The organism is Haloarchaeobius salinus (assembly GCF_024464185.1).
In the GTDB taxonomy this organism is placed as follows: domain Archaea; phylum Halobacteriota; class Halobacteria; order Halobacteriales; family Natrialbaceae; genus Haloarchaeobius; species Haloarchaeobius salinus.
The window spans coordinates 895,952-914,498 of sequence record NZ_JANHAU010000001.1; the positions used below are offsets into that span (position 1 = coordinate 895,952).

Genomic DNA, 18,547 nt, shown 5'->3' on the forward strand with positions numbered 1-18,547 from the left:
TTCACCGGCGAAATCGAAGGTCTGGTACCCTATCGAACTTCGACTTTATCGTTGGACGCTCATCCGTAGCAGTGAGTACCTCCTTGTGAGTAGAGTTCATATGTGGTCTCAAAATAGTCAGCAGAGAAAGCGCGAACGAGGTCTATCTGCCTGACGGAGACGATCGTCTGGAGTATCTCCGTGATCAGGCCACTGTAAAATTGCACGGATATGATGCCGGTTTGGTAGAGTACTGGTAGAACAGTTGAACGGATCAGAAACTTTCAGGTAGAGTGGTTCCACTCACCTCAGCGTGATTGTGCAAACATGCAAAAAACACCAATTAAAAGCCCTCTGATTCACGCTTTGGCAGTTATAAGCTAAATTGCGGTCCTATAGTCGAAGGCCTCGGCACTCATAGGGCTCGTCACCGCCGGGAGCCACCCCGGCTCGGAGCGGGTGCATCGTCATCGGCCACCCAGGGCTACACCACCGGCGGAAAAGAGCGTTCTCACTCGTCTCGGCGGCGGGCGATGTACACGTCGTACTGCGGGGTGTCGGCGACGGGCGAGCCGACGCTGCTCAGGGGATTCGTCACGCGCCCGGCGTTCTCGCTGCCGACGAAGACGACGCTGGCGTCGACCTCGGCGGCGACCTCGCGCACCCGGCGGGCCACGTCGGTCGTCTCGCTTGCGACGGGTTCGACGTTCTCGATGAGCTCGCAGCGGAACTCGGCCTCGGGCGCGAGGTCGCGCACACGCTGGCGGAGCTTGCGCTCGATGACGCCCACGTCGAAGGTGTCCTCGGGGTCGAGCCAGCCGCGCTCGCGTGCGTACTCGGAATCGTCGGGGACGACGGTGAGGACGACCAGCTGTTCGCCACGGAAGGTCGCGAACTCGGTTGCGCGCTCGAGTGCGGTGGCCGAGAGCGCGGAGCCATCGAACGGGACGAGAAGGGTCATGAGCGATGCTATCGCCCCCGGCGACAATACGCTTTCCCCCGGTTCAGAGTCCGGTCGGCACGTCGAAGAACGCCGTTTCGATCTCCGCGTCCCACGTCTCGACCCAGTCCTGCAGGTTCCGGACGCCGAAGGTCTCCGTGGCGTAGTGGCCGGCGAGGAAGACGTTCAGCCCGGCCTCGCGGGCCTCGTGGTAGGTCTTCTGCTTCCCCTCGCCCATCACGAGTGCGTCGACGCCCTTCGCGCCGGCCTCGGGGACGTAGTCGGAGCCGTCGCCGGTGGCGATGGCCACGTCGCCGATCTCGTCCGGGCCGAAGTCGATGGTCCGGACGGGCTGGCCGCCGGTCGAGAGCTCGCCGGCGAGCGTCTCGCGCAGCTCGTCGACGGTGAACGTGTCGCTGGTGCGGCCCCGCTGGCCGACGTGCTCCGGGCCGACCTCGCCGAAGGGCTCGCGCGCTTCGAGGCCGAGCAGATCCGCGAGTCCGGCGGCGTTGCCGAGCTCCGGATGGGAGTCGAGCGGCAGGTGCGAGACGTACAGCGCCACGTCGTGCTCGACGAGCGGTGCGACGCGGCCGTACGTCCGCCCGGTGATGCGCTCGATGCCGCCCCAGGAGATGCCGTGGTGGACGACGAGCGCGTCCGCTCCCCAGTCGGCCGCCCGCTCGAACGTCTGTTTCACGCCATCCGTGCAGAAGGCGACGCGCTCGACGGCTCCCCGTTCGGGCCCGACCTGGAGCCCGTTCGCGCTGGCGTCGAGGTCGGCGAAGTCCGCCGTCCTGAGCTCGTCGTCGAGTCGCCCGCAGAACTCGGTGAGTCGCATGCCCGGACCGACGACCGCCGCCGAGAAAGACCCTGCGCTCCCGGGATAGTTACGGCTCCCGCGCTGGCGAGCAGGCACCACTCCCCTCCCGACGGCGACGTGGTACACACCCGCTGCCCGCCGTCGGACTGACATCAGGTCACGCGGGGTCTGGCCGCGGGATGTGGTTTAAACGATTGCACAACCGCCGTGGCGCGCGGCAGGCGAGACTGCGCGAGCGGTGCGCGGTTTGGAGTGAGCGCGAGCGAGCGAGAACCGCGACTGCGAACGGGGAGCCTGCGACCCGTGAGCGAAGCGAGCGTGTCGAGCCATCCGTGCGAGGGACGAGAAGCGTGGTTCGAGAGAGCGGAGCGAGCATCGGTCACGAAACGCGTGCGTTTCGTGAGCCCGCCGGAACTCTCTGATTTCCGGAGATGCAGGAGGGTGGTGGGGTGTGAGGTGCGGTGCGGTCGCGGTGGGTGGGGATTTCTGGCTGTTCGCGGTACCAGAGGTTGCCACGACTGCCGTACACGAACCGACTGTCACAGCACATCCAACCACTGGCCGCCGTAACGGTTACCTACGCACCGACCGACTTCCGGGGTATGGAACGGTTGCCGACGGGGATCTCCCGGCTGGACTCGATGATCGGCGGTGGCGCGCCACCTGGGAGCGTCGTGTTGCTCGCGGGCGAGGTGGGTGCCGGTGCGCGGGAGTTCGTCTACACGAGCGTCGCGATGAACGGACTGAAGGAGTCGGACCAGGAGCTGTTCGATTTGTACTACGGGAACGCACACGACGACGCGCGATTCCCGGAGGAGGTGCACTACATCTCCTTTACGGCCGACAGCAACGCACTGCTGGAGGAGATGCGCTACGTGATGGACGACGAGCTGGTCGACGCCGGGACGGAGCACGTCGAGTTCGCCGACCTGTCGAGCCAGTACTTCCAGCTGTCGCAGGTGCCCCGCGAGTGGTACTCGAACGCGACGCCGGACATCGGCTCGCTGGGCGACCGGGACCGCCGGGGGACGCTCAACGCCGTCGGGGAGTACCTGAACGAGCACGGGGCGGGCAACCTCGTCGTGATCGACTCGGTGACGGACCTGCTGAGTGCGGCCGAGGAGCAGATGGACTGGAACCAGATCACCCTGCTGATGAAGGGGTTGAAGAAGGCCTCGTACCGGTGGGGCGGGCTGGTACTCCTGCTGGTGAACACGGAGGCGCTGTCGGACCAGCACCTCGGGCGACTGATGGACGCGACGGACGGGACGCTGCTGTTCGAGTGGGAGTCCGGTGGCTCCGAGCGGGCACGCACCCTCGTCGTCAAGCAGTTCCGGGGGGTGCTCTCGCGACTGGAGGACGAGGACATCATCCAGTTCGAGACGGAGATTCACGACGGTGGGTTCGACATCAGCGACGTGCGCAAAATCCGTTGAGGGCCGCCGCTTCGTCTGCAACAAGCCTTAAGCGTTTCCCAGCCGAACTCCGCACGAATGGCGAGCGAGGAGCACGTCGACCTATCCGTGCAGCTACCGCCGGAACTGGGGGAGTGGCTGCACGAGCAGGCGAGCGAGCAGGACGTCCCGCCGGAGGCGTTGCTGGAGCAGCTCCTGTCCGCGTACCGGACGGTCTCGTCGGCGAACGAGGTCGATGCGTACGATCTCTCGTCGCTGCTCGAGGACCGGAGTGGGGAGCTGGACGAACGCCTCGAGCAGCAACGCGAGGAGTACACCGACCTGATCCAGGACGTCCGGGAGCGCGTCATCCAGGTAAAACACGAGACAGACGGGAAGGCTCCGGCGGAGCACAGCCACGAGGAGCTCCTCGCTCGACTCGACGAGCTGGCGACGACGGTCGAGCGACTCGGCGGGGTCCGGAGCGACCTCGACGACCTCGACGACGCGGTCGCGGAGCTCTCCGCGGAGCTCGACGCCGGCTTCGAGAACTACGAGACCATCCTGCGGTACCTGAGCGACACCACCGACGACCTCGACACGAAGCTGACGAAGCTCGCGCGCCTGACCGTCGACCTCCGCGAGGAGACGCTCCGGCTGGCCGCCGCCGAGGCACGGCGGTCGTCGGTCGACACGCTGCGGCTCGCGGCCAACCGCGAGGGCATCGAGCGCGCGAAGTGCGAGGAGTGCGCCGCGACGGTCCGAATCGCGCTGCTGACCGAGCCTGCGTGCCCCCACTGTGCGAGCTCGTTCACCGACGTACAGGCCGACGACTCGTTCGGGCCGTTCGGGTCGAACCGGCTGCTCACGGGTGACGCGCCGGCGCTGCCCGAGAGCGCCGAGCCCGACCTCGACGAGGAGCTAGACGAGACGTTCTTCGAGGACGACGACCGGTCTGCCCCGGACATCGAGGAGAGAGAATGACAGAGGACGACCACGACCCGCTCGACGACCTCGTCGACGAGATGGTGGACACGGAGTCCGTGCCACCGAGCGACGACGCCGACGGGGACGACGCCGAGACGGACGACGAGGCGACGAGCGAGACCGACGACGCGCCGAGCGTCGGGGACGCGACCCCCGAGATCACCGGGCCGGACGGGGAGTCCCCGCCGGAGCTGGAGGGTGAGACGGCCGGCCCGCTCGGCGAGATGGCCGACGAGTTCGAGCGCCGCCGCGAGGAGACCGAGCCCGACCCGAACGACGACCTGTTCGAGTCCGTCGACGTCGGTGACGTGGACAGCGAGGCGCTCTGGGAGCAGGTGTCGACGGAGGGGCCGACGGCCGAGCCGGAACCCGACGCGCCGGAGGTCCGGACGGTCTCGAAGAGCAAGTACTGCCAGCGCTGCGAGTTCTTCACCGACCCGCCCGAGGTCGGCTGTACGCACGAGGGCACGACCATCCGGAGCGAGGCGAGCATGGACGAGTTCGAGGTGGTCGACTGTCCGAAGATACTCGAGGACGAACGACTCGAACGCACTCGGTAACGAACACACACGATACGATGCAATTCTGCGACGACTGCGGTTCGATGATGAAGGCACAGGGCGACGAGTGGGTCTGTTCGAGTTGCGGGGCCAGCGAGGCCCGCGGCGGCGACGAGAGCGCGTTCGTCAGCACCGAGTCACAGACCGACAGCGAGGTCATCGAGACCGAGGAGAACGCGGAGTTCGAGGGCAAGCCCACGGCGACCGACGTGCGCTGTGACGCCTGTGGGAACGAGGAGGCGTGGTACTACATCCAGCAGACCGCCTCGGCCGACGAGCCGCCGACGCGCTTCTTCAAGTGCACCGAGTGCGGGAAGAAGTGGCGGGGGTACAACTGAGGCACGAAATTCTTTACTCGTAACCGAGTGGCAATTTTCTCCACCGTCTGGGGCCGTTATACGGGTCGCTACCGTACCCCGTGCCATGAGCTTGCACGACAGGGACGTTCGGCAGGACGTCCGGGAGCTCGGCGCACTCCTGGGCGACGTGCTCGAAGCGCAGTCCTCCACGGGGGCGTTCGACACGGTCGAGTCGGTCCGCGAGGCGGCCATCGACTACCGGCGCGGGGAACGGACGGACCGGGACGAACTCGCGGCCGAGCTCGAGGGGCTGACGCCCGAGCTGTCGAGCGTCGTCGCACGGGCCTTCACGACCTACTTCGAACTCATCAACCTCGCCGAGGAGCGCGAGCGGGTCCGGGCGGTCCGGCGGGGCGAGCAGGCCGGCACGCTCTCGGACGGCGTCCGCGAGGCCGTCGAGCACCTCGCCGAGGACGACCCCGAGCTCGTCCAGCAGGTGCTCGACGACGTGATCGTCGAACCGACGTTCACCGCGCACCCGACCGAGGCGCGCCGGAAGACGGTGAAGGCGAAGCTGCGCTCGGTGGCCGGCCACCTGGAGACGCTCGACGAGCAGCGGCTCACCGACGACGAGGTCGCGGGGCTCGAACGCGAGCTCGAGGCCGAGGTGACGAGCCTCTGGCAGACGCCACAGGTCCGGGACCGCCAGCCGCAGCCGACCGACGAGGCGCGCAACGTCCAGTGGTACCTCGAGAACACGCTGTTCGACGTGACAGCCGACGTGTACGCCGACCTGGAGGACGCGCTCGGCGAGTCGTTCGCCGACCTCGACGTCGGCAAGCTGTTCGAGTTCCGCTCGTGGGCCGGCAGCGACCGCGACGGCAACCCCTTCGTCACGCCCGAGGTGACGACGGAGACGCTCGCGCGCCAGCGGCGGGTCGTCCTCGAGCGCTACCGCGACCGACTGAAGGCGCTGTCGGGCATCCTGAGCCAGGACGTCGACCGGCTCGACGTGGGCTCGCGGTTCGAGGCGTCGCTGGCCGCGGACCGCGAACGCCTCCCCGGTGTCGTCGACGAGGCGGAGTCGCGCTACCCGAGCGAGCCGTACCGGCAGAAGCTGAAGCTGATGCGCGAGCGCCTGGACCGGGTCGACGACGTGCGCCCCGGCGGCTACGAGGACGCGTCCGGGCTCGCCGACGACCTCGACGTGGTCGCGGGGAGCCTTCGTGCCAACGGTGGCGAGGCCATCGTCGACGCGCACGTCGAGCCGACGCGCCGGCAGGTCGAGACGTTCGGCTTCTCGCTGGCCAGCCTCGACCTGCGCGACCACCAGGAGAACCACACCGCGACGGTCGCCGCGGCGCTCGCCCGCGAGGGCATCGACTACGCATCCCTCGACGAGGACGAGCGCGTCGAGACGCTCACCGAAGCAATCCTGCAGGACCAGCCGGTCGTCGACGTGACCGACACCGAGGGCCTCGACGACACGCCGACCCGTGTCCTCCGGCGGTTCGACCATCTCGCGGACTGGCAGGCCGAGTACGGCGTGGACGCCATCGACACCTACGCCATCTCGATGACCGAGGAGCCGAGCCACGTGCTCGAGGTGCTGTTCCTCGCTGACCAGGCGGGCGTCGTCGAACTCCCCGGCTACAGCGGGCTCGACGTCGTCCCGCTGCTGGAGACCGAGAGCGCACTCTCCGGGGCGCGCCGCATCATGGGCACGCTGTTCGAGAACGAGGCGTACGCGGGCGCGCTCGAATCCCGGGGAGGGACCCAGGAGATCATGCTCGGCTACTCCGACTCGAACAAGGAGAACGGCTTCCTCGCGGCGAACTGGTCGCTGTACGAGAACCAGCGCCGCCTCGCCGACGTCTGTGCGGAGTTCGACGTGACGCTGCGGCTGTTCCACGGCCGCGGTGGCTCCATCTCCCGCGGCGGCGGGCCGATGCACGAGGCGCTGCTCGCCCTGCCGAACCGCACCGTCACCGGTCAGGTGAAGTTCACCGAGCAGGGCGAGGCCATCGCCGAGAAGTACGCCAACCCGCGCGTCGCCGAGCGCGAGATCTCCCAGATGCTGAACGCCCAGCTCCGCGCGCGGCGCAACGCCATCGAGACGCCCGAGGAGTCGGTCGCTGCCACCTGGGTCGCCGCGATGGAGACGATGGCCGACGCCGCCCGCGACGAGTACCGCGACCTCCTCGAGACGGAGGGGTTCGTCGAGTACTTCGAGCAGGCGACGCCCATCACCGTCATCGAGGACCTGAACCTCGGCTCGCGCCCGGCCTCGCGGTCGGGCGAGCGCAGCGTCGAGGACCTGCGGGCCATCCCGTGGGTGTTCTCGTGGACGCAGTCGCGCTGCATCCTCCCGGGCTGGTACGCACTGGCGACCGGTATCGACGCGTACCTCGACGACGGCGGCGATGTCGAGACGCTGCAGGAGATGTACGACTCGTGGCCGTTCTTCCGGTCGACGCTCGACAACGCCGCGCTCTCGCTCGCCCGGACGGACCTCGAGATCACGACCCACTACGCCGAGCTCGCGGACGAGGACCTCCGCGAACGGTTCTTCCCCCGCGTCAGCGCCGAGTACGAGCGGGCGACCGACCTCGTGACGACCATCGCCGACCGCGAGACGCTGTACGCCCGCGACTGGTTCGGCGAGAGCCTCCGCCGGCGCAACCCCTACGTCGACCCGCTGAACCTGCTCCAGACCCGACTGCTCGCCCGGAGCCACCGCACCGACGCCGAGGAGCGCACCCTCCGGCTCACTGTCAAGGGGATCGCGGCGGGGATGCAGAACACCGGCTGAAACCCCTATCCATGTAGGCTCGCGGCGGTGTCCCAGAGTGGCTTGGTCGCACCCTTAGGTGGGTCCGTGTCGTAGCCGTGGCCGGAAGGGACGATGACCTCAGCAGAGCCAGAGCCGGTTTCGTCGAGCGAGGATACCGAGGCGACGTGTGCCACCTGTGGTGCCCCCGTCGAGACCGACGAGTGGCACCCCGCCGCGACCACGACGACCGACGACGGTGCCGTCCAGCTCCTCTCGTTCTGCGACCGGAGCTGCCGGGACCGCTGGCAGGAACGAGCGGAGTGACCCTCGGGGCACGCCGAGGGCCTGTTCGGGACCGTCCGTGGTCAGGAGCGTTCGCCCGCCGGGACGTCCCGTTCGGGCCCGGTCGGCGACACGTCGAACAGGTCGGTGAACAGCTTCTGCTGTGCGGCCCGGAGATGCTCGTGGAACGTCGGCGAGGAGATGTCGAGCGTCGCCGCGATCTCCTCGGCGTCGCTCTCGCGTGGCCACTCGAAGTAGCCGTCGCGCAGGGCGGCCTCGAGTGCCTCGCGCTGGCGGGCGGTGAGCTGCTCCTCGAGCGTCGACCGGAACTCCGAGACCCGTCGTTCCGGGCGCTTCCGTTCGCGCTTCGCCCGGAGGTCGACGGTCTCGAACATCCCCTCGAGGGAGTCGACCAGGGACCGGACCGACCCCGACTTCGGGAGCTCAGCGACGAGTTCCGCCGAGCCGTCCTCGACCACTATCTCGCGGACCGTGCCGCCGTGCTCGGCGAGCAGCGTCGAGATGGGCGGGTCCACCACCGTCAGCGTCACGAGCGTCTCCTCGGCCCCCTGGTTGAGGACGGTGAGCCCCTCGACGCGGTCGAACGACCGGACGGTGTCGAAGAACGCCTGCTCGGGCTCACCGGTGACGGTGAAGTACTCGACGAAGGTGTGGTCGTCGACTGCCGTCGCCCCGTCGAGCTCGACGACCAGGTCGTGCTCCGCAACCGCCCGGAACAGTGGGTTGGACGCGTCACGGAGCGTCAGCTCCACCTGGATGGTGCCGTCGGCGATGAGAGCGGCACGACGCTCGGTCGCGTTGATGGCGAGCCCGACGACGCTCTGGAGCTGCGAGAGCGCCTCCACCACGCCCTCGCTGAACGCGCCGGGCTTCGTCGCGAACACGGTGACGACCCCGTACTGGGAGCCCTTGTACGAGACCGGCACGGCGGCGACCGACGAGAAGCCCTGCTCGCGTGCCGCCTCGACCCACGGGTCGCCCCCATCGAGCGCCGCCAGATCGTCGACCAGTTCGACCGACTGGGACGCGACCGCCCGCCCCGCCGGATGGGTGACCGCCTCGGTGACGGCCACCGTCGGCTCGGGTTCGAACTCGCTGTGGCCGGCGCTCGTCGCCAGTTCGACCGCGTCGCGGCGGGAGTCGACCCGGCCGAGCCAGGCGGCCGCGAACAGCGACGACTCTACGAGCTGCTCGGAGACGGTCCGCTCGACCACCGTCCGGTTCGCGGCGGTGACCAGCGTCTCGTTGACGTGCTGGAGGACGCGGTTGAGCTGGGCCAGCCCCTCCAGCTCGTCGCGCTGGCGTTCGAGGGCCTGCTCGCGTGCCTTGCGCTCGGTCACGTCACGGAAGTACACCGACAGCCCCGTCTCCGACGGGTAGGCGCGGACCGAGAACCACGTCGACAGGGGCGGGAAGTACTCCTCGAAGGAGACCGACTCCTGTGTCTCCATGGCGTGCTCGTACTGCTCCTGGAACCGGCTGCCGACGGCGGCGGGGAACCGGTCCCAGACCAGGTCGCCGACGACCGCGTCGGGGTCGACGTCGATGAGTTCGGCGGCGCGCCCGTTGACGTAGCGGAAGCGGAAGTCGGTATCGAGCGCGAAGAACGCGTCGGTCACCCGCTCGAGGTGGGACTCGAGTTCGGTCTCGAGGCGCTCCCGCTGGGAGACGTCGCGGACGACGCCGGTGTAGTGGGTCCCCGAGGCCGTCTCGAACCGGCCGAACGTCACGAGGACGGGCACCTCGTCGCCGTCGGCGTCGGCCGCGGTGAACCGCACCGGCTGCCACTGGATCGCGGTGTCGTCGTCGGCAAAGGGCGGGAGGAGCGTCCGGTCGCCGCCGTCCTCGGGGAGCAGTCTCGAGAGGTGCTCGCCGACCAGCTCGCCGTCCTCGAAGCCGAAGATGTCCGCTACCGCGGGGTTGGTCTCGGTGACGCGTCCGTCGGCGTCGGTGGTCACGACGCCGTCCTGTGCGTGGTGTGCGAACACCGCGAAGCGGTTCGCGGCGTCGGTGAACTCGACGCTCGTCGAGACGTAGGCGGCGAGCTCGCGGAACGGCACGGGCTGGTCGTCGGAGAGTGTGTGGAGCACACCGTCGCCGACCACCGCGTCCGCGTCGAGCGTCGGGTCCGTCGTGACGTGGACGAACGGCACCGTCTCGGCGTGGGTATCGTGTACCTCGGCGAGCCCGTCGTCGCCGGCGTCACGGTCCTCGCAGACGACCACGCAGTCCGCGCCGTCCGCGGCGAGCCGTCGGTCGAGCTCGTCGACGGTCCCGACCGTCTCGACGGCGAGCCCCGAGCCGGGGCCGTCCGGAAGCTCCGGTTCCGGAGTCGGGTCGGAGGTGAGATAGAGAACCCTGAACTCCTCGCTCATTGCGTCTCCGTTTTCGAGGGCTCGACCGGTAAATGCGTTGTGTTCGGCCGCACACGACTCACTCCACACCGGAGTCGCATAACTCCCCGTTCCCGACGACCGGGCTCGGAGACAACCCATTTGAGTCTCGGGACCCGACTGTTCGCCGATGGCAGCGTCAAGACGCGTCGAGGTCCACCCCGGTCGCGAGGTCGTCGTCGACTTCGACCCGTCGCTCACCTTCGAGTGCGTCGACGACTGCACCTGGTGCTGTCACCACGGCGTGTTGCTGTACGAGCCGGACTTCTTCGAGCTGGCCGGGCACGCCGACCTCGCCGACGCGACGACCGACTTCCGCGGGCAGGACTTCGTCCGGAAGGAGGACAAGGAGCGCGAGGAGCACGTCGGCGAGGACGGGGAGGCCTGCTACTTCCTGCGGGACGACGGCCTCTGTACCCTCCACCTCGAGCACGACTGGAAGCCGGCGCGCTGTTCGGTGTTCCCCCTCGCGGTCACGGTCGAGGACGGCGACATCCACGTCGACATCCGCGACAGCGCGCACGAACACTGCGACGGTCTGGACGTCTCCGAACGGAAGGTCATCGACAACCTCGACGCGTTCCTGCCCGAGGTGCTGTGGGAGCTGGACGACCCCGAGAGCGACCGGGAGCTGTGAGGAGCTGCCGGCCCGCCACTGACTGAAACCCGTCTTTCACCCAGGCGAGGACACTTCGTCCGGGCCACCGTCGGTCCTCACGTGCAACGACGCGCCCTCCTCACCGCGTTCGCTACCGGCGCAGCGGGCCTCGCCGGCTGTCTCCAGGGTCCGCTGGACATCGCGGGCGGGTCGTCGGACGCGCCGACCGACGGCTGGAGTGCGGAGCGGCCGTGCCCGACGTTCGACGCGGCGGCCGACCGGACGGTCTGCACCGGCGGTGGTCACCCCGCGCCGAGCGGTGTCCCCGTGGCGGTCCATCCGCCCGCGGCCACCCCACTCCGGGCCGGGACGTCGTTCGCTCTCACCCTCCGTCCGCAGGGCGACGTGCCGCTGACGTTCGCCCCCGGAGACTGGACGGTCCGTCGACGCGGCGAGGACGGCTGGATCGACGTGGCGTCGGGGGCGGCCGCGGACGGGTTCGCGACGGTCTACCCCGGCGAGCGGTACGAGTGGCTGGTCGGTGGAGCCGAACCCGTGGCGACGGCCGACGGGGCGGCCCGCATCGGGGCATCGTTCGACCCCGGCCGGTACGCCTTCTCGCTCACCGCGAGCGTCGGCCGCGGCTGGACACGTGGAGAACGGTTCGGGTGCGTCGCCCTGTTCGCGGTGCGTCGACCGTGATCGGCATCACCCGACGAGCAGCCAGGCGACGAACACGACCGTGCCGCCGAGGAACGTGCTCCCGACCGCGTGGACGCGGAGCCGGTCGAGCAGGTGGTGGGCGTCGTCGGAGACCTGCGCGACCTCGTACACCTCGCCGCCGATCTCACAGCGCGGCAGGAAGTCCATCGCGACGTGGAGGAACACGCCCGCGGCGAAGCCGAAGACGGCGGCGGTGACGAGCGGTTCGCCGGAGAGGTCGAGGAAGCTCGCCGGGATGGCGGTCAGCCCGACGCCGGTCGCGGGCAGCAGGATGACCGAGGGCGACTTCCCGTTGCTCGCGAGGCGACGGGCGGCGGCGTAGCCGGCCGGTCCCTTGTGCGAGACGATGGCCAGTCCGAGGCCGACGCCGAGTTCGGGCATCGTGCCGTAGACGATGCCGATGATGACGCCGGCGGCGAGCGCGTGGGCCGAGAGCTCGACGGCGGTGTGGTCGAAGCCGATGTCGACGTGGGCGAAGCGGTGCCCGAGCGTGTGGCTCCCGAAGCCGGCGAGCAGGCCGGCCGCGACGCCGGCACCGGCGTACTTCATCCCCGTCGCGGGGTTGGCTGCACCCTGTGCCAGCCCGAACGCCTGCGGCAGGAGGAAGAGGGCGGCGCTGACGATCATCGCGCCCGAGGCGAGCCCGTAGCCCCAGACGAGTGCCCGTGCGTGCTGGTCGCGCGCCCTGACACCGACTGGAATGGCGAGCGCCATGGCGAAGAACGCGACCCACGCGATGCCGACGGGCTTCATCGCGTCGGTGCTCGGCGCGGAGACGACGGCGGCGGCACTCAACACGAGTAACGACGCGACGGCGGCGAGGCCGACGAGCGAGAGGTCGCCGGGGTCCCGCCAGCCGAACGTTTCCGTGGAACCCATTGTTACTAATCACTCGATTCGAGTTAATAAGAGGTTCGATTGCGGGGGACCCACCACCGTCCCCGTCCGGACCACCCGCGTTCGCCTCGTTCCTATCGGGTCGCCTGCTTCCACTCGCGCAGTCCGACCACACCGCCGTCGAGCTCCTCGGCGGGGCAGTCCGTCGCCGCCCAGGCGAACAGCGGACCGACCTCGCTCGGGTCGCGCCCGCCCGCTCCCGAGAGGTCGGTCTCGACCTGCCCGGGGTCGACACAGCCCGCGACGAACGGCGTGTCGACGGCGAAGGCGCGGGCGACCGCCTCGGCAGCCGCCTTCGAGACCGCGTAGGAGCCGATGCCCGGCTTGGCGTCGCTCGCGACGGAGCCGGTGGGGACGAGCAGCCGGGCCTCCTCGTTCAGGTGCGGGACCGCCTCGCGGAACGTGGCGAAGACACCGCGGGCGTTCGTCCGCAGGTGGTCGTCGAACGCCGAGTACGGCTCGTCCTGCACCGGTGTGTCGCCCGGGTCGCCGTGGTAGACGCCCGCGTTGGCGACGACGAGGTCGATGCCGCCGTAGCCGCCGGCCCGCGAGGCCGCCTCCACGAGCCGTTCGACGTCGAACTCGTCGCGCACGTCCGCCCTGACGGGCGTGACGGCGTCGTCGTGCCGCTCGACCAGCCCGTCGAGGTCGCCGGGGTCGCGGGCACAGGCGACCACGTGCGCCCCAGCCGCGACCAGCTCGTCCACGACCGCTTCGCCGATTCCACGACTTGCACCGGTGACGACCGCCGTCAGTCCGTCCATACGCCCCGTTCGCCCTCGGTCCGCAGGAAAGCATCGGTCGCGGCTACCCCAACCAGGTTTGCGGCGACTTTATGCGGGTCTCGTTACAATACTCGGGCATGAATTCCCTCGCAGGAGAGTCGGTCGTCGTCGTCGGGAGCGGGTTCGGTGGGCTCGCGACGGCCTGCTACCTCGCCGACGCCGGTGCCGAGGTGACGGTCATCGAGAAGAACGAACAGCTCGGTGGTCGCGCCTCGGTGCTCGAACGCGACGGCTTCCGGTTCGACATGGGGCCCTCCTGGTACCTGATGCCCGACGTGTTCGAGCGCTTCTTCGGCCACTTCGACCGCGAACCGACGGAGTACTACGGGCTGGAGCATCTCGACCCGCACTACCGCATCTTCTTCAAGGACGGCGACAAGGTCGACGTCACCCGCGACCTCGAACGCACGAAGCAGGTGTTCGAGTCGTACGAGACCGGGGCCGGCGCGGCGCTCGAACGGTACCTCGACAAGTCGGCGGAGAACTACGAGGTCGGCATGGAGCACTTCGTCTACGAGGACCGCGCCTCCCTCCGGGAGTTCGTGGACATCGACGTGGCCCGGCAGGCCCGCGGGCTCTCGCTGCTCGGGTCGATGCAGGACCACGTCGAGGACTACTTCGACCACCCGAAGCTCCAGCAGATCATGCAGTACACGCTCGTGTTCCTCGGCGGGTCGCCGAAGAACACGCCCGCGCTCTACAACCTGATGAGCCACGTCGACTTCAACCTCGGCGTCTGGTACCCCGAGGGCGGCATGGGCGGCGTCGTCGACGGCATCGTCGAGATGGGCGAGGAGCTGGGCGCGGAGTTCCTCGTCGACGAGCCGGTCACGGAGATCAAGGGTCGCTACGGCGGCTTCCTCGTCGAGACCGAGCGCGACAAGCTCCTCGCCGACATCGTCGTCAGCGACGCCGACTACGCCCACACCGAGCAGGCGCTGCTCCCGCCCGAGAAACGCCAGTACAGCGCCGACTACTGGGAGTCACGCACCTACGCCCCCTCCGCGTTCCTCATGTACATGGGCGTCGAGGGCGACGTGCCCGAGCTGGAACACCACACGCTGGTGCTGCCGACGGACTGGGAGCAGCACTTCGACCAGATATTCGAGGAGCCCGCGTGGCCGGAGAACCCCGCGTACTACCTCTGTGTCCCCTCGAAGACCGACGACACGGTCGCGCCGGCGGGCTACAGCAACCTGTTCGTCCTCGTCCCCATCGCGCCCGGGCTGGACGACGACGAGGAGACACGCGAGTGGTACCGCGGGCTCATCCTCGACGACATCGCCGAGTTCACCGACACCGACCTGCGCGACCGCATGGTCGTCGAGGAGACGTTCTCGGTCTCGGAGTTCGCGGACCGCTACAACTCGATGCGGGGGACCGCCCTCGGGATGGCCCACACGCTGCGCCAGACCGCGATGTTCCGGCCACCGCACCGTTCGGAGGCAGTCGACGGGCTCTACTTCACGGGGTCGTACACGACGCCCGGCATCGGCGTCCCCATGTGTCTCATCAGCGGCGACATCACCGCCGACGCCGTGCTGGAGGACTACGGCGCGTAGGATGAGCGCGAAACGATGACCGGTGTCGTCTCCAGCCTCGCGTCGAACCTCGCCCGGATCGTCCCCTCGGAGGACCGGCTGTCGGGCTACCTGCTCCGGCTCTCCCGGCCGAGATTCTGGTTCTACCTCGCCGGGCCGGTCGTCGTCGGGGCGGCATACGCCGCGAACGGCACCGCCGAACTGCTGACGCCCCTGACGTTCGCGCTGTTCGCGTACTTCCTCGTCCCGGCGAACGTGTTCCTCTACGGCGTCAACGACGCGTTCGACCGCGACATCGACGAGCACAACCCCAAGAAGGACGAGAAGGAGGTCCGGTACCGCGGTGGGACGGCCGTCCGGGTCGTCGTCGCCCTCGCCGGATTGCTCGCGGTGCCCCTCCTGGTCGTCCTCCCGACCGTCGGTACGCTGGCGTTCGCGCTCTACCTGTTCCTCGCCGTCGAGTACAGCGCGCCGCCGCTGCGGTTCAAGACGACGCCGCTGCTCGACTCGCTGTCGAACGGGCTGTACGCGCTGCCCGGCGTCATCGCGTTCGTCGCGGTCGCCGACGCGCTCCCGCCGACGGCGGCCATCGCGGGGGCGTGGCTCTGGACGATGGCGATGCACACGTTCTCCGCCATCCCCGACATCGAGCCGGACCGCGAGGCGGGCATCAGCACGACGGCGACGTTCCTCGGTGAGGGGCCGACCTACGCCTACTGTGGCGTGGTCTGGCTCGCCGCCGCCGCCGCCTTCGCGCTGGTCGACTACCGGCTCGGGCTGCTGCTCTCCGTCTATCCCCTGTTCGTCACCGGCGTCGCGCTCTCGGACGTGGCCGTCGACCGGGCGTACTGGTGGTTCCCGTTCCTGAACACGGTCGTCGGCGCAGTCATGACGATGGGCAAGCTCTGGGTGATGCTGTATGCCTGACGCGAGTGGGAAGCTCGACCGCCGCCGGCTCGAATCCCGTCTCGACGAACTCGTCCGCGAGCACCGATTCACCATCGCCGTCGTGTTCCCGCTCGTCGGTGCGGTGACGCTCGTCGCCAGCGCGGAGGGCTGGCTCCCCGACCCACTCGCGTACAACCCGCTGTTCGTGCTGTTCGGCGTGCTCGTCATGCGGCTCCCGCTCGTCGCGGGTGTGCTGCCGCTCGTCGGCAGGCGGGCCGCGGCCAGCCTCGGGCTGCTGACGCTGTACGCCTACGGCATCGAGCTCGTCGGCGTCCGGACCGGCTGGCCGTACGGCTACTTCGAGTACGAGGTCCCCCTGGGGCCGATGCTGTTCGGGGAGGTGCCGGTCGCGCTGCCGGTCTTCTTCTTCCCGCTCGTCCTCAACGCCTACCTGCTGATGCTGCTGCTGCTCGGGAGTCGGGCGCGTTCACGGGCGATTCGACTGCTCGTCACCGTCGCCGCCGTCGTCGCCATCGACCTCGTGCTCGACCCCGGCGCGGTCGCCGTGGACTTCTGGGAGTACGCCGCCCACCCCGACGGCGTCGGCGGCTACTACGGCGTCCCCGCCTCGAACTACGTCGGCTGGGTGCTCTCGGCGACGGTCGCCGTCGTCGCCTTCGACGTGGCGTTCGCCCGCGATGGGCTACTCGCGCGTCTCGGGGACTGCGAGTTCATGCTCGACGACATGGTGAGCTTCGTGCTGCTCTGGGGGAGCATCAACGCGCTCTACGGCAACTGGATTCCCGTCGTCCTCGCGGCCGGCTTCGGCGTCGGCCTGCTCGCCACGGACCGGTTCGACTTCTCCGTCGGCGACAGCGCGCTCGTCCGGGCGGTGCAGCGGTAGGGTTCACTCGACCCGCCGCATCGCCTCGAACACCCGGTCCCGGTCGCTCTCCGGGTCGGGGTTCACCTGCACGTCGACGGCCAGCCGCGCGCCCGAGGCCTGCCGGCGAATCGCGTCGGCGAACTCCTCGGTCGGATACATCCCGCCGGCCATGGCGTACGCACCCCGCGTCGGCCAGATGCAGGCCCAGAGCGTCGACGGGAGGGTGAACTGGCCGTCGACGACGTCCTGCTCGATGACGTCGTCGGAGAGCGGGTAGGAGACGTCGTAGCAGAACACCCGCGCCGGGCGGCCGTCGCCCCGGTCGAAGTCGCGCTCCTCGACGGTCTCGACCGCGGTGAGCCCGTCGGCCTCGATGCTCTCCTTGAACTCGCGCTCGGCGTAGCGGGTGGCGATGCCGAACACCGAGGCGGGGTCGACGCCGAAGGAGTCGAGCGACGGGTCGAACACGAGGTCGGTGGTGAAGAAGGCGCGGCCGGCGAGGTCGACCCTGGGGTCCGCGATGGCGTCGTAGGCATCGGCGCTCGACGACTCGACGTAGATCGCGTTGAACGCCTCGATGGAGAAGAAGGGGAGTTCCAGCGCGAGTTCGGACTCGGTCCGGGCCAGCTCCCAGCCGAACTCGGCGAGCAGGGTGTCGGGCAGGCGCGGGGCACTCATCGGCGCTCGATACGCCCCCGAGGGCCTTCGGCGTGCCGGTCGCCAACCCCGGATTTCCCACCTCAATCGCCGTTTCACCTTGGTTTATATCGAGAATGCGTCACTCGGTTTCGGATCGGGGGGACGGACGGAACCGCAAGACACGAACGACATGGATAGCTCAAAACTGGTTTTCAGCTTGCACAATTGGTTTATCTGTCGCTGTTGTAGGGTGGAGTAGCATGTCGCGGCTCCTGCCGTTCCGCTCCGACGAGACGACCCCCACCCCAGAACAGCCACCGCGGGTGGTCGACCTCGACAGCGACGACGCCGACCAGGTGTTCGGTGCGCTCTCCTCGGACACCGCGAGGCGTATCTACACCTGCCTGCACGAGGAGCCGCGGACCCCGAGCGACATCGCCGACGAGATCGATTCCTCCATCCAGAACGTCCGGTACCACCTCGAGAAACTGGAGGATGCCGGGCTCATCGACGTCGTCGACGTCTGGTACTCCTCGCGGGGCAACGAGATGAACGTCTACGCACCGCAGTCCGGGCCGCTCATCGTCTCCGGCGACGAGCAGCGCTCCTCGCGGCTCCGGTCGGCGCTCAGCAGGTTCGTCGGGGGTGTCGGCGTGCTCGCCGCCGCGAGCCTGTTCGTCCAGTACGGCCTACCGAGCCTGCTCGGTCGGACCGGCTGGGGGGCGACCGACGGCGACTCCGGCGACTCCGGCGACGCGGTCCAGCCGACCGGCGGTGGCGGTGACGATGCCAAGGTCGCCCGGAACGCGAGCGAGACGACCGCGCCCCAGACGACGAGCGAGGGCGACGTGAGCATCGCCGTGGAGGGGACGAGCACCCCGGAGGCGACGGCGACCGACGGCGGCGAGGTCACGTTCAACCAGGAGGGCGGGAACGTGACGACCGAGCAGTACGAGATGGTCGACGCCTCCGCCACTGAGACGGCACAGGCCACCACCGACGGCGCGTCGGCAGGTGCCGACGCGCTCCTCTCGACGATCGAACCGGGCCTGCTCTTCTTCGCCGGCGGGCTGCTCGTGCTCACCCTCGTCCTCGGCTACTGGTACTGGTCCGGCGACCGGTACTGACTCGCCCGCCAGCCC

18 protein-coding genes are annotated in these 18,547 nt (G+C 69.1%); 12 read left to right on the forward strand and 6 right to left on the reverse strand.

From position 1 onward, the window contains the following. Positions 1–490: 490 nt before the first annotated feature. Both NO345_RS04540 and NO345_RS04545 read right to left on the reverse strand, forming a co-directional pair. Complete coding sequence (locus NO345_RS04540; RefSeq protein ID WP_256296901.1) at positions 491–940, reverse strand: universal stress protein; 450 nt, start codon at positions 938–940, stop codon at positions 491–493. Positions 941–983: 43 nt separating this feature from the next. Further along, positions 984–1,757: a Nif3-like dinuclear metal center hexameric protein gene (locus tag NO345_RS04545; protein WP_256296903.1), complete on the reverse strand. Its 774-nt coding sequence runs from the start codon at positions 1,755–1,757 to the stop codon at positions 984–986. Between the two features lie 584 nt (positions 1,758–2,341). Here NO345_RS04545 and NO345_RS04550 point away from each other — a divergent pair. The 6 genes from NO345_RS04550 to NO345_RS04575 all read left to right on the forward strand — a co-directional run bounded on the left by NO345_RS04550 (position 2,342) and on the right by NO345_RS04575 (position 8,076). Then, positions 2,342–3,175 carry an RAD55 family ATPase gene (locus NO345_RS04550; protein ID WP_256296905.1) on the forward strand — a complete coding sequence of 278 codons (834 nt, stop codon included), beginning with the start codon at positions 2,342–2,344 and terminating at the stop codon, positions 3,173–3,175. Positions 3,176–3,232: 57 nt separating this feature from the next. Continuing rightward, positions 3,233–4,117: a hypothetical protein gene (locus NO345_RS04555; RefSeq protein WP_256296907.1), complete on the forward strand. Its 885-nt coding sequence runs from the start codon at positions 3,233–3,235 to the stop codon at positions 4,115–4,117. Further along, a complete protein-coding gene (locus tag NO345_RS04560; RefSeq protein ID WP_256296909.1) occupies positions 4,114–4,680 on the forward strand; it encodes a DUF8135 domain-containing protein in 567 nt (188 codons plus the stop codon). Before NO345_RS04555 ends, NO345_RS04560 begins: the two co-directional genes overlap by 4 nt. A gap of 17 nt (positions 4,681–4,697) precedes the next feature. Next, on the forward strand, positions 4,698–5,018 hold the full coding sequence (locus tag NO345_RS04565) for a transcription factor S (RefSeq protein WP_256296911.1): 321 nt from the start codon (positions 4,698–4,700) through the stop codon (positions 5,016–5,018). Between the two features lie 85 nt (positions 5,019–5,103). Further along, positions 5,104–7,791, forward strand: coding sequence for a phosphoenolpyruvate carboxylase (gene ppc, locus NO345_RS04570; RefSeq protein WP_256296913.1), 2,688 nt, complete (start codon positions 5,104–5,106; stop codon positions 7,789–7,791). Between the two features lie 93 nt (positions 7,792–7,884). Then, complete coding sequence (locus NO345_RS04575; protein ID WP_256296915.1) at positions 7,885–8,076, forward strand: DUF7576 family protein; 192 nt, start codon at positions 7,885–7,887, stop codon at positions 8,074–8,076. A gap of 41 nt (positions 8,077–8,117) precedes the next feature. Here NO345_RS04575 and NO345_RS04580 read toward each other — a convergent pair whose 3' ends face one another. Continuing rightward, complete coding sequence (locus NO345_RS04580; protein WP_256296917.1) at positions 8,118–10,430, reverse strand: bacterio-opsin activator domain-containing protein; 2,313 nt, start codon at positions 10,428–10,430, stop codon at positions 8,118–8,120. 148 nt (positions 10,431–10,578) lie between these two features. On the opposite strand from NO345_RS04580, the gene NO345_RS04585 reads away from it, so the two are divergent. Further along, positions 10,579–11,085 carry a YkgJ family cysteine cluster protein gene (locus NO345_RS04585; RefSeq protein WP_256296918.1) on the forward strand — a complete coding sequence of 169 codons (507 nt, stop codon included), beginning with the start codon at positions 10,579–10,581 and terminating at the stop codon, positions 11,083–11,085. Between the two features lie 81 nt (positions 11,086–11,166). Further along, complete coding sequence (locus tag NO345_RS04590; protein WP_256296920.1) at positions 11,167–11,748, forward strand: hypothetical protein; 582 nt, start codon at positions 11,167–11,169, stop codon at positions 11,746–11,748. A 6-nt stretch (positions 11,749–11,754) separates the two neighbouring features. Here NO345_RS04590 and NO345_RS04595 read toward each other — a convergent pair whose 3' ends face one another. Together NO345_RS04595 and NO345_RS04600 are read right to left on the reverse strand one after the other, a co-directional pair. Further along, positions 11,755–12,648 carry a ZIP family metal transporter gene (locus tag NO345_RS04595; protein ID WP_256296922.1) on the reverse strand — a complete coding sequence of 298 codons (894 nt, stop codon included), beginning with the start codon at positions 12,646–12,648 and terminating at the stop codon, positions 11,755–11,757. Between the two features lie 92 nt (positions 12,649–12,740). Beyond that, entirely contained in the window at positions 12,741–13,430 is a 690-nt protein-coding gene (locus NO345_RS04600; RefSeq protein WP_256296924.1) for an SDR family oxidoreductase, read from the reverse strand. Positions 13,431–13,528: 98 nt separating this feature from the next. On the opposite strand from NO345_RS04600, the gene crtID reads away from it, so the two are divergent. From crtID to cruF, 3 genes are read left to right on the forward strand one after another with little or no spacing between them, the layout of a single operon-like run. After that, complete coding sequence (gene crtID / locus NO345_RS04605; RefSeq protein ID WP_256296926.1) at positions 13,529–15,013, forward strand: bifunctional phytoene desaturase/3,4-desaturase; 1,485 nt, start codon at positions 13,529–13,531, stop codon at positions 15,011–15,013. Between the two features lie 15 nt (positions 15,014–15,028). After that, a complete protein-coding gene (locus tag NO345_RS04610) occupies positions 15,029–15,919 on the forward strand; it encodes a prenyltransferase (RefSeq protein ID WP_256296928.1) in 891 nt (296 codons plus the stop codon). After that, positions 15,912–16,784 (forward strand): bisanhydrobacterioruberin hydratase, encoded by an 873-nt coding sequence (cruF, locus tag NO345_RS04615; protein WP_256296930.1) that lies wholly within the window; start codon positions 15,912–15,914, stop codon positions 16,782–16,784. Before NO345_RS04610 ends, cruF begins: the two co-directional genes overlap by 8 nt. Positions 16,785–16,787: 3 nt before the next feature. Here cruF and NO345_RS04620 read toward each other — a convergent pair whose 3' ends face one another. Then, on the reverse strand, positions 16,788–17,444 hold the full coding sequence (locus NO345_RS04620; protein WP_256296932.1) for a DUF6517 family protein: 657 nt from the start codon (positions 17,442–17,444) through the stop codon (positions 16,788–16,790). A 221-nt stretch (positions 17,445–17,665) separates the two neighbouring features. Between NO345_RS04620 and NO345_RS04625 the strand changes: the two genes are divergently transcribed. Next, positions 17,666–18,532, forward strand: coding sequence for an ArsR/SmtB family transcription factor (locus NO345_RS04625; protein ID WP_256296934.1), 867 nt, complete (start codon positions 17,666–17,668; stop codon positions 18,530–18,532). Positions 18,533–18,547 lie beyond the last annotated feature (15 nt).

What these genes read in the sequence shown, in the direction of transcription:
- NO345_RS04595 (WP_256296922.1), bottom strand. Translation starts at nt 12,648, where the DNA reads ATGGGTTCCACGGAAACGTTCGGCTGGCGGGACCCCGGCGACCTCTCG.
- NO345_RS04585 (WP_256296918.1), top strand. Translation starts at nt 10,579, where the DNA reads ATGGCAGCGTCAAGACGCGTCGAGGTCCACCCCGGTCGCGAGGTCGTC.
- ppc (WP_256296913.1), top strand. Translation starts at nt 5,104, where the DNA reads ATGAGCTTGCACGACAGGGACGTTCGGCAGGACGTCCGGGAGCTCGGC.
- NO345_RS04545 (WP_256296903.1), bottom strand. Translation starts at nt 1,757, where the DNA reads ATGCGACTCACCGAGTTCTGCGGGCGACTCGACGACGAGCTCAGGACG.
- NO345_RS04540 (WP_256296901.1), bottom strand. Translation starts at nt 940, where the DNA reads ATGACCCTTCTCGTCCCGTTCGATGGCTCCGCGCTCTCGGCCACCGCA.
- crtID (WP_256296926.1), top strand. Translation starts at nt 13,529, where the DNA reads ATGAATTCCCTCGCAGGAGAGTCGGTCGTCGTCGTCGGGAGCGGGTTC.
- NO345_RS04580 (WP_256296917.1), bottom strand. Translation starts at nt 10,430, where the DNA reads ATGAGCGAGGAGTTCAGGGTTCTCTATCTCACCTCCGACCCGACTCCG.
- NO345_RS04550 (WP_256296905.1), top strand. Translation starts at nt 2,342, where the DNA reads ATGGAACGGTTGCCGACGGGGATCTCCCGGCTGGACTCGATGATCGGC.
- NO345_RS04575 (WP_256296915.1), top strand. Translation starts at nt 7,885, where the DNA reads ATGACCTCAGCAGAGCCAGAGCCGGTTTCGTCGAGCGAGGATACCGAG.
- NO345_RS04625 (WP_256296934.1), top strand. Translation starts at nt 17,666, where the DNA reads ATGTCGCGGCTCCTGCCGTTCCGCTCCGACGAGACGACCCCCACCCCA.
- NO345_RS04620 (WP_256296932.1), bottom strand. Translation starts at nt 17,444, where the DNA reads ATGAGTGCCCCGCGCCTGCCCGACACCCTGCTCGCCGAGTTCGGCTGG.
- NO345_RS04565 (WP_256296911.1), top strand. Translation starts at nt 4,698, where the DNA reads ATGCAATTCTGCGACGACTGCGGTTCGATGATGAAGGCACAGGGCGAC.
- NO345_RS04560 (WP_256296909.1), top strand. Translation starts at nt 4,114, where the DNA reads ATGACAGAGGACGACCACGACCCGCTCGACGACCTCGTCGACGAGATG.
- NO345_RS04600 (WP_256296924.1), bottom strand. Translation starts at nt 13,430, where the DNA reads ATGGACGGACTGACGGCGGTCGTCACCGGTGCAAGTCGTGGAATCGGC.
- NO345_RS04555 (WP_256296907.1), top strand. Translation starts at nt 3,233, where the DNA reads ATGGCGAGCGAGGAGCACGTCGACCTATCCGTGCAGCTACCGCCGGAA.
- cruF (WP_256296930.1), top strand. Translation starts at nt 15,912, where the DNA reads ATGCCTGACGCGAGTGGGAAGCTCGACCGCCGCCGGCTCGAATCCCGT.
- NO345_RS04610 (WP_256296928.1), top strand. Translation starts at nt 15,029, where the DNA reads ATGACCGGTGTCGTCTCCAGCCTCGCGTCGAACCTCGCCCGGATCGTC.